Below are 6,000 nucleotides of genomic sequence, written 5' to 3'. Positions count from 1 at the left end.
CAGGTTGGGGATCAAACGCAGGCTGGCGGCGTGTTCGACCGACTGGTGGGTCGGGCCGTCTTCGCCCAGGCCGATGGAGTCGTGGGTGAACACGTGCACCACGCGCAGCTTCATCAGCGCGGCCATGCGGATGGCGTTGCGACTGTAGTCGCTGAAGGTCAGGAAGGTGCCGCCGTAGGGGATGAAGCCACCGTGCAGGGCCACGCCGTTCATGATGGCGGCCATGCCGAATTCGCGCACGCCGTAGTTGATGTGGCGGCCACCGTTGCCCACACCGGTAATGGTGTCGAAGCGCAGGTTGGGCGTGCTCTTGGTGTTGGTCAGGTTGGAGCCGGTCAAATCGGCCGAGCCACCCAGCATTTCAGGCAGGGCGGCGGTAAAGGCTTCGAGTGCCAGTTGCGAGGCCTTGCGCGAGGCAACCGTTTCGCCCTTGGTGTGGGCGGCGATGACGGTGTCCACGGCGGTCTGGGCGAAGTTCTTCGGCAGCTCTCCCTTCATGCGGCGCAGCAGTTCTTTGGCTTCAGCGGGGAAGGCGGCCTTGTAAGCGGCGAACTGGGTGTTCCAGGCGGCTTCGCGGGCGGCACCGGCGCTCTTGGCATCCCAGGCGGCAGCGATATCCTTGGGAATAGTGAACGGGGCGTAAGGCCAGTTCAGGGCTTCGCGGGTCAGCTTGATTTCTTCGGCACCCAGGGGTTCGCCGTGGGCCTTGGCGGTGTTGGCGCGGTTCGGGCTGCCTTTGCCGATATGGGTCTTGCAGATGATGAGCGTGGGCTTCTCGGCCTGGGCCTTGGCGTGGGTGATGGCTTCCGATACGGCAGCCGCATCGTGGCCGTCGATCGGGCCGATCACGTTCCAGCCGTAGGCCACAAAACGCAGCGCGGTGTTGTCGATGAACCAGGGCGCGACCTGGCCGTCGATGGAGATGCCGTTGTCGTCGTACAGGGCGACCAGTTTGTTCAGCTTCCAGGCACCGGCCAGGGCCGCGGCTTCGTGGCTGATGCCTTCCATCAGGCAACCGTCGCCCATGAAGGCGTAGGTGTGGTGGTCGACGATGGCATGGCCGTCACGGTTGAACTCTTGCGCCAGCAGCTTCTCGGCCAGCGCGAAGCCGACGGCGTTGGTGATGCCCTGGCCCAGCGGGCCGGTGGTGGTTTCCACGCCGGGTGTGATGCCGTACTCGGGGTGGCCCGCGGTCTTGCTGTGCAGTTGGCGGAAGTTCTTCAGCTCGCTCATGGGCAGCTTGTAGCCGGTGAGGTGCAGCAGCGCATACAGCAGCATGGAGCCGTGGCCGTTGGACAGGATGAAGCGGTCGCGGTTCATCCAGTTCGGGTTCTTCGGGTTGTGCTGCAGGTGCTGGTCCCACAAAGCCACGGCCATGTCGGCCATGCCCATGGGAGCACCGGGGTGTCCCGAGTTGGCGGCTTGCACCGCGTCCATGGCGAGCGCGCGGATGGCGTTGGCCATGGCGGCCGACGGTTTGCCCGTGGCCTGCGCGGGTGCCGCTACGTCAGGGGTGGTTGCGCTCAAGAGGGTATCGGCCATCGGGGGGTGCTCCAGTGGAAATGCAGGGTGAGGATTCTTGTGAGTCCGGTATTTTACGGGGCTGCCATTGGGCGCTGTGTACTGGCCCGGTAACACGGGGTGCGTGGCATCACAATGGATGCCCCAGCCCACCCATCCCGAACCCCCATGCCGCTCGCCAAAATCGAAGTCCGCCGCAGCCGCCCCGCCGCCGAAGTTACCGCGCTGATGGAAGCCGTCTACCTGGCCCTGCGCGATGCCCTGCAGGTGCCCGAAAACGACCGCCAGATCCGCTACATCGAACACCGCCCCGAGCACTTCTGGGTAGCCCCCGGCAAGACCGAGAACTACACCCTGGTGGATATTCTGATGTTCCCCGGTCGCCCCATCGAGACCAAGCGCGCGCTGTACCAGGCCCTGATGCAGCGCCTGGGTGCCCTGGGCATTGCGCCCGCCGACATCATGGTGGTGCTGACCGAGCCACCCATGGAAAGCTGGGGCATACGCGGCATACCTGCCAGCGCGCTGTAATGGAAAGTTTAAGCTTTTTAGGCCTCTAGCGCATATTCGGTATACGCTAGTAGCTACTTTTTACATAGCAAACAGCAGCAGCCAGCCCACTGCCGCCCCGGCCACCAAAAATGGCAGGGACCAGATGTGGAAGCTGATCCAGGCTTTTTTATCTGGTGCCATGCGTAGGGCGATCAGGTTGGCGAGGGAGCCGACCATCAGGCCGAAGCCGCCGATGTTGACGGCATAGGCCAGCACCTTCCAGTTTTTGGAGAACTCGGCCAGTGCAATCGCGGCGGGTACGTTGCTGACGATTTGCGAGGTGGCGATGCCAGCCCAGAACAGGTGCAGCGGCTGGGCCAGTTCCCAACCTGCCAGTGCGTACTGCACGGCATCCAGCCCGACCAGCAGGCGTAGGTCGATGAACATCAGCACAAACACCAGCAGCAGCCCCCAGTCGATTTGCGCCAGCACGCGCCAGTGCAAAGCCCCCAGGCACAGCAGTACGGCCACCAGGGCCCAGGGGGCGTAGTGCAGGTCGGTCAGCACCAAAAACACGGGGTACAGCAGCAGCGACGCGCCCAGCAGCCGCCGGTTGAGCGGGTGTTCCGTGACGGGGTCGGTGGCCTGCAGGGCGCGGCCTGAGAAGGCCAGGGCCGTCACTGCCAGCAGCAACAGCATCAGCACCGCCACCAGCGGCAGCATGTGCAGCACAAAACTGCCAAACGAGCTGCCCGAGAGTTGCCACAGAAACAGGTTTTGCGGGTTGCCGATGGGCGTGAGGGCCGAGCTTGCATTCACCGCCAGCGCCTCGAACACCACCAGCCGGGTGGTCGGCAGCGGGGTGATGCGGCAGATGCCCAGGGTGAGCGGCACGATGACGAACAGCGCCACGTCGTTGGTCAGCACGGTGGACAGCACGGCGGCGGCGCTGACCAGGCACAGGGCGGCCGCGCGTTCGCTGGTCATGTAGCCCACCAGCCAGTGGCCCAGGCGGTGCAGGGCGCCGCTGGCCTCCACGCCCTGGGTCAGGGCCAGCAGACCGGTGAGGGCGGCAATGGTGGGCCAGTCCACCAGGCTGGGGTAGGCGGCCAGCGGGGTACGGGTGGCGAAGCTCAGGGCCACCAGCCCCAGCAGCAGGATTTGCAGAAAAGTGTCTTGGCGCAGCGCCCGCCAGGCGCGCTGCAGCGGCTCAGCCACCGCGCGGCTGCTGGATCTTGCGCACCAGCGCGGTGGTGGAATAGCCATCGACGAACGGAATCGCCCGCGCCGTGCCGCCGTAGGCCTGCACCACGGCGGTCTCGGCCAGCTTTTGCATGTCGTAGTCGCCGCCTTTGACCAGGATGTCGGGGCGCAGTTCGGTGATGAGCTCCAGCGGCGTGTTCTCGTCAAACCAGGTGACCAGGCTCACCGACTCCAGCGCGGCCATCAGCACGGCGCGGTCGGCCTCGGCGTTCAGTGGGCGGTCCGGGCCCTTGCCCAGGCGGCGGGCCGAAGCATCGCTGTTCAGCGCCACAATGAGGCTGCCGCCCAGCGACCGGGCCTGCGCTAGGTAGCTGGCGTGGCCGCGGTGCAGGATGTCGAACACGCCGTTGGTAAACACCCAGGGGCGGGGCAGGTCGGCGAGCCGGGCCGGTGCGTCGGCACGGCTGCAGATTTTGGCCAGAAAGGCGGGAGGGGCTAAGGTGTCAGTCATGCGCAAATGCTAGCAGCCCTCAAGAACCGCGCTGCTTTGCCGATGATGGAACTGATACTCTTGCCCACACCATGAACCTCATTGCCGTCAACACCGCCACACTGCGCCTCGGACAACCGCTGCCGTTCGCCTTGCGCAATGAGCAGGGCGTGCTGCTGGCGCACAAGGGCTACATCATCACCGAGCGCGAGGAGATCACCTACTGGACTTCGCGCGGCATGACCCTGTGTGTGGACGTGGATGCCGCCGACAACCACCGCGCCTACGTCGGCAAGCTGTACGACATGGTGCGCACGGAGACCCCACTGGGCGACATTGCCGAAATGCAGCTGGAGGTATCGGACCTGGCCAAGGGTACCGCCACCGAAGCGACCCGCATTCCCGACTGGACGGCGCTGCAAATCCGCGCCAACGGCCTGCTGCGCGACCCGCAGGGCGACCAGTTTCTGCCCCGGTTGGAAAAGCTCTACACCGAGCTGCACACCCTGGTGGAGCACCACCCCGATGCCACGCTGTGCGCGCTGATGCACTTGTCAGCCACCGAGGTGCAGATGTACAGCGCCACCCACGCCATGTTGGTCTACGTGGTGTGCAGCCTGGCCGCGCGCGAGGTGCTGAATTGGCCGTCCGACCAGGATGCCACGCTGGGCAAGGCCGCGCTGACCATGAACATCGCCATGACCGCGCTGCAGGACGAGTTGACGGTGCAAAACCAGGCCCTGACGGCCAAGCAGATCGAAGCCGTGGAGCAGCACGCGCAGCGCGCTTTCAGCATGCTGGTGGCCATGGGCGTGGACAACGAAGACTGGCTGCTGGCGGTGCGCCACCACCACGACCGAGCGCCCGGCCCGCTGGAGGCCAAAACCGTGGCCATGCGCCTGGCCCGGCTGCTGCAGCTGGCAGACACCTTCATCGCCCGGCTGTCCCCGCGGGTCGGCCGCCTGTCGATGCCACCGAATGCCGCCATGCAGGCCTGTTATTTCGACGAAAAACAGCATGTGGACCAGGCCGGCGCGGCCTTGATCAAGGCCGTGGGCGTGTACTCACCGGGGGTGTATGTGCGGCTGGCGAATGGCGAGGTGGCGATGGTCATTCGCCGCAGCGCCAACACCACGGCCCCGCGCGTGGCGGTGATCATCAACCGCGACGGCATGCCCATGGGCGAGATGATCGTGCGCGAAACCAATATGCCGACCACCAAGATCATCGGCCACGTACCGCACCGCGAAGTGAAGGTGCAGGTGCAGCTCGAGAAGCTGCTGGCGTTGATCTAACTCAGGTGGCGGCGGGAACTGCCGGTTCCACTTCGGCCGCCAGCTCTTTGCTGACTTCCTTGCGGTAGCGGTTCAGCTCTTGCACGGTCTTGAAGCTGCGGTCCATCAGCAGGCTCAGGTTGTGCAGGATGCGATCGACCACCTTGCCCTCCCACACCGCGTCAAACTTGATTTGCGTGTCCAGCCAGTGCTCCAGCCAAGCAGGATCGGGCAGGCGGCTTTGGATGGTGTCGCGCGGGAACAGGCTCTCGTTCACGTGCAGGTTGGTGGGGTGCAGCGCCTGGGCCGTGCGGCGGGCGCTCGCCATCAGTACGCCGACCTTGGTGAAGGCGGTACGGGCCTCGTTGCCCACGTTGGCGATGGCGCGCTTCATGTAGCGCAGGTAGGCACCGCCGTGGCGGGCTTCGTCCTGGCTGAGCTTGATGTAGATGTTTTTGATGACCGGCTCGGAGTGCCATTCGCTAGCGCGGCGGTACCAGTGGTTCAGCCGGATCTCGCCACAGAAGTGCAGCATCAGGGTTTCCAGCGGCGGGGCCCGGTCGAACTCGAAACGCACGTCGTGCAGCTCTTGCTCGGTGGGCACCAGCTCGGGGCGGAAGCGGCGCAGGTATTCCATCAGCACCAGCGAATGTTTTTGCTCTTCAAAAAACCAGATCGACATGAAGGCGGAGAAGTCGCTGTCATCTTGGTTGTCGCGCAAAAACATCTCGGTGGCGGGCAGGGCCGCCCACTCGGTGATGGCGTTCATCTTGATGGTTTGCGCTTGCTCGTCAGAGAGCAGCGCCGGGTCAAACGCGTCCCATGGAACGTCTTTGTCCATGTTCCAGCGCACAGCTTCTAGTTGTTTGAAAAGTTCAGGGTAGAGCATGGCAATCCTTCGTAACACCTAAGACTATACGCAGCACCGGCCTGTGCGGATTCAAGCCTTTCTCGGCAGGCGCTGTGCAAGTCGCAATTTTTCATTTTAGGCGGTCAATCCGCTCCTTTATGATAGAAGGG

General features: G+C 64.5%; 6 protein-coding genes. 2 read left to right on the top strand and 4 right to left on the bottom strand.

The window, feature by feature from the left end; translation table 11 throughout:
* On the bottom strand, positions 1-1,464 hold a 1,464-nt coding region (tkt, locus tag Q0T48_RS04000; protein ID WP_295952746.1), incomplete at its 3' end, for a transketolase.
* 225 nt (positions 1,465-1,689) lie between these two features.
* On the opposite strand from tkt, the gene Q0T48_RS03995 reads away from it, so the two are divergent.
* Positions 1,690-2,052, top strand: a complete 363-nt coding sequence (locus Q0T48_RS03995; protein WP_295952730.1) for a tautomerase family protein — start codon at positions 1,690-1,692, stop codon at positions 2,050-2,052.
* Positions 2,053-2,112: 60 nt separating this feature from the next.
* Here Q0T48_RS03995 and Q0T48_RS03990 read toward each other — a convergent pair whose 3' ends face one another.
* Together Q0T48_RS03990 and rfaE2 are read right to left on the bottom strand one after the other, a co-directional pair.
* Positions 2,113-3,231 (bottom strand): SLC13 family permease, encoded by a 1,119-nt coding sequence (locus tag Q0T48_RS03990; protein WP_295952727.1) that lies wholly within the window; start codon positions 3,229-3,231, stop codon positions 2,113-2,115.
* Positions 3,224-3,727, bottom strand: coding sequence for a D-glycero-beta-D-manno-heptose 1-phosphate adenylyltransferase (rfaE2, locus tag Q0T48_RS03985; protein ID WP_295952726.1), 504 nt, complete (start codon positions 3,725-3,727; stop codon positions 3,224-3,226). Before rfaE2 ends, Q0T48_RS03990 begins: the two co-directional genes overlap by 8 nt.
* A 71-nt stretch (positions 3,728-3,798) precedes the next feature.
* Between rfaE2 and Q0T48_RS03980 the strand changes: the two genes are divergently transcribed.
* Positions 3,799-5,001: an HD domain-containing phosphohydrolase gene (locus tag Q0T48_RS03980; protein ID WP_295952724.1), complete on the top strand. Its 1,203-nt coding sequence runs from the start codon at positions 3,799-3,801 to the stop codon at positions 4,999-5,001.
* 1 nt (position 5,002) lies between these two features.
* Here Q0T48_RS03980 and Q0T48_RS03975 read toward each other — a convergent pair whose 3' ends face one another.
* Positions 5,003-5,869, bottom strand: coding sequence for a ferritin-like domain-containing protein (locus Q0T48_RS03975; RefSeq protein WP_295952721.1), 867 nt, complete (start codon positions 5,867-5,869; stop codon positions 5,003-5,005).
* Positions 5,870-6,000: the final 131 nt, after the last annotated feature.

Origin of the sequence: Rhodoferax sp. (assembly GCF_025354435.1) — a bacterium.
Lineage (GTDB): Bacteria > Pseudomonadota > Gammaproteobacteria > Burkholderiales > Burkholderiaceae_C > Rhodoferax_B.
The sequence above is the reverse complement of the archived record's forward strand: the minus strand, read 5'-3'. Positions and strand labels throughout refer to the sequence as shown.